Source organism: Streptomyces flavofungini, assembly GCF_041028215.1.
In the GTDB taxonomy this organism is placed as follows: domain Bacteria; phylum Actinomycetota; class Actinomycetes; order Streptomycetales; family Streptomycetaceae; genus Streptomyces; species Streptomyces flavofungini_B.
The window spans coordinates 1-2620 of record NZ_JASKYR010000909.1; the positions used below are offsets into that span (position 1 = coordinate 1).

The 2620-nt window shown below is 70.8% G+C and carries 3 protein-coding genes; 2 read left to right on the forward strand and 1 reads right to left on the reverse strand.

Features of this window, described 5'->3' with window-relative positions; genetic code table 11:
* A partial coding sequence (locus AB8Z36_RS36395) for an MBL fold metallo-hydrolase (RefSeq protein WP_369217667.1) occupies positions 1–895 on the forward strand: 895 nt, incomplete at its 5' end.
* Here AB8Z36_RS36395 and AB8Z36_RS36400 read toward each other — a convergent pair.
* Positions 882–1517, reverse strand: a complete 636-nt coding sequence (locus AB8Z36_RS36400; protein WP_369217668.1) for a LysE family translocator — start codon at positions 1515–1517, stop codon at positions 882–884. The genes AB8Z36_RS36395 and AB8Z36_RS36400 overlap by 14 nt on opposite strands.
* A gap of 252 nt (positions 1518–1769) precedes the next feature.
* On the opposite strand from AB8Z36_RS36400, the gene AB8Z36_RS36405 reads away from it, so the two are divergent.
* A complete protein-coding gene (locus tag AB8Z36_RS36405) occupies positions 1770–2489 on the forward strand; it encodes a hypothetical protein (protein ID WP_369217669.1) in 720 nt (239 codons plus the stop codon).
* Positions 2490–2620 lie beyond the last annotated feature (131 nt).

Genomic DNA, 2620 nt, shown 5'->3' on the forward strand with positions numbered 1-2620 from the left:
TTACTGGACCGTCGGCGACATCACCGTGCACCGCGTCGAGGAGACCGCGCTGCCTCCGGAGACCGGCCGCTGGCTGCTGCCCGACGCCACGCCCGAGGTGGTGCGGCGGGAGGAGTGGCTGCACCCCGCCTTCGCCGACGCGGACGGGACCCTGCGCGCCCACAGCCAGAGCTTCGCCGTCGAGACCGGGAACGGCACCCGCCTCCTCGTCGACACCGGCATCGGCAACGGCAGGACGCGGGCCAATCCGGCCTGGGACGGCCTCGACACGCGCTACCTCGACCACCTCGGCGCGGCCGGGTTCTCCCCGGACTCCGTCGACCTGGTGCTCCTCACCCACCTGCACACCGACCACGTCGGCTGGAACACCCACCGGGCCGACGGCGCATGGCTGCCGACCTTCCGGAACGCCCGGCACCTCACCTCGCGCACGGAGCGGGAGTTCTGGGCCGGACAGGACATGGACGAGGCGCGCCGCCAGATGTTCGCCGACTCCGTCGTCCCCGTGGAGGAGGCCGGTCTGCTCGACCTCGTCGACGTTCCCGACGGGGGTGTGGAGGTGGCCGACGGCGTGCGGCTGCTGCCCACCCCCGGACACACCCCGGGCCATGTCGCCGTCGAGCTGACGTCCCGCGGTGAGAGCGCGCTGATCACGGGCGACTGCGTCCACCACCCCGTGCAGTTCGCCCGCCCCGGCATCGGCTCGTGCGTCGACATCGACCCCGCGGGGTCCGAGGCCACCCGGCGCCGTCTGTTCGCCTCGCTCGCGGGCACCGGCACCCTCGTCCTCGGCACCCACTTCGCACCGCCCACCGCGGGCCGGGTCGTCGCGCACGGCACCGGCTACCGCATGACGCCGGTCCACGCCTCCCGTACGCCGGTCACTCGGCCGTAGCCACCCCCACGCCGACGGCGATGAAGAGACAGCCGCTGATCCGCTCCCAGCGGCGCCGCCAGGCGGACCTGCCGAACACCGCGCGCAGCCGGTCGGCGACGCCCACCAGGGCCAGCCAGTAGGCCACGCCCACGACGACGTCCACCGCGCCGAGCAGGAGGATCTGCCCGGTGGGTGAGCCACCCCGGTCGACGAAGTGCGGCACCACGCTCAGGAAGAACAGCGCGGCCTTGGGGTTGAGCACATTGGTGACGAAGCCCTCGGTGAAGCTGTCACGGCGGCGGACGGCCGCCCCCTTCACCGAGGCCGGCCGCTGGGTGCGATCCGGCTCCGGCGACCGGCGCCGCGCGTCGAGCAGGGCGCGCACCCCCAGGTAGACCAAATACGCGGCGCCCGCCAGCTTGATGACGGTGAACGCCAGGGCCGAGCGCGCGGCGATCGCGGACAGGCCGAGCGCCGCCGCGCACACATGCACGCACAGCCCCGTCTGCGCCCCCAGGGCCGCCGCCCTGCCGAGGGCGGCGCGACGCGCGGCGGCGCGTACGACCACCAGGAAATCCGGCCCGGGCACCAGATAGGCCAGCAGTACCACTCCGAGGAATCCGGCCAGATCGACCGACATGACGACGCTCCGTCCCGCGCCCGGCCGCCGGACGCCTCTCGCGGGGTCAGGTTCCACGACAGCGGTGCCCCATGCCGCCTTCGGCACGTCCGTGTCATGGGTGAAAGTTCAACTCCGTTGTGCAGGAGTGTGAATTCGGGGTAACCGGCAGATCCAGCGGCCGATATCGGGGCCGTGTGACGAGCGGAACGCGGTCGTGCGTTCCAGGGGAGGGTGACGTTCACAGTGCGTGGAAGCCGAATGCTGGCGGCGATGACGGTTGTCGGACTTTCCGGGGTCCTGCTCACCGGATGCGGTGACGACGGAGACGACAAGGGCGGGTCGGACAAGGCGTTCTCCGGGCAGAGCGCGGACCAGATCGCCGAGAAGGCGGTCGCGGCCACCAAGAAGGCCCAGTCCATGCGCATGAAGGGTGACGCCCAGCAGGCCGACGGCAAGACGATGACCGTCGATCTCGCGGTGGACCGGAAGAAGAACTGCGACGGCACGATCCGGATGCAGAACACCCGGGCCGATGTGCGTCAGGTCGGCAATGTCTTCTACATGCGCGGCGACGAGGCCTATTGGAAGACCGCGTTTAAGGGGCAGCCGGGCTCCGGCAAGGCGATTCCGAAGCTCAAGGACAAGTGGGCGAAGATGCCCGCGGGTGAGGACGCTTCGCAGGGCATGTGCGACAAGCAGCAGCTCGTCGCGTCGATGGACAAGAACAAGTCCGAGCGCAAGGGCATGAAGAAGGGTGAGACCACCACGGTGGGCGGCCAGGAGGCCATCAAGCTCACCAAGAAGAAGTCGGGCGGCGAGACGCTGACCCTCTATGTGGCGACCAAGGGTGAGCCTTACATCCTGCGCAGCTCCACCGAGGGCGGAAAGACCCCGAACACCGCCACGTTCAGCGACTACGACAAGGACGTCCAACCGGAGAAGCCCGCTGCCGGTGACACCGTCGACCTCCAGGAGCTCGCGGGCGCCTAGTGGGCCGGGAGTCCGGCCGCGTTGACATGGCCCGGCGCGCCGCGTCCGGTGCGTGAGCGCTCACTTGTGCCGTGCGCCCCTACGCCCGGGTGGACCGGCGTCCTGGTGAAGGTCATGGGGTGCCCTGGGGC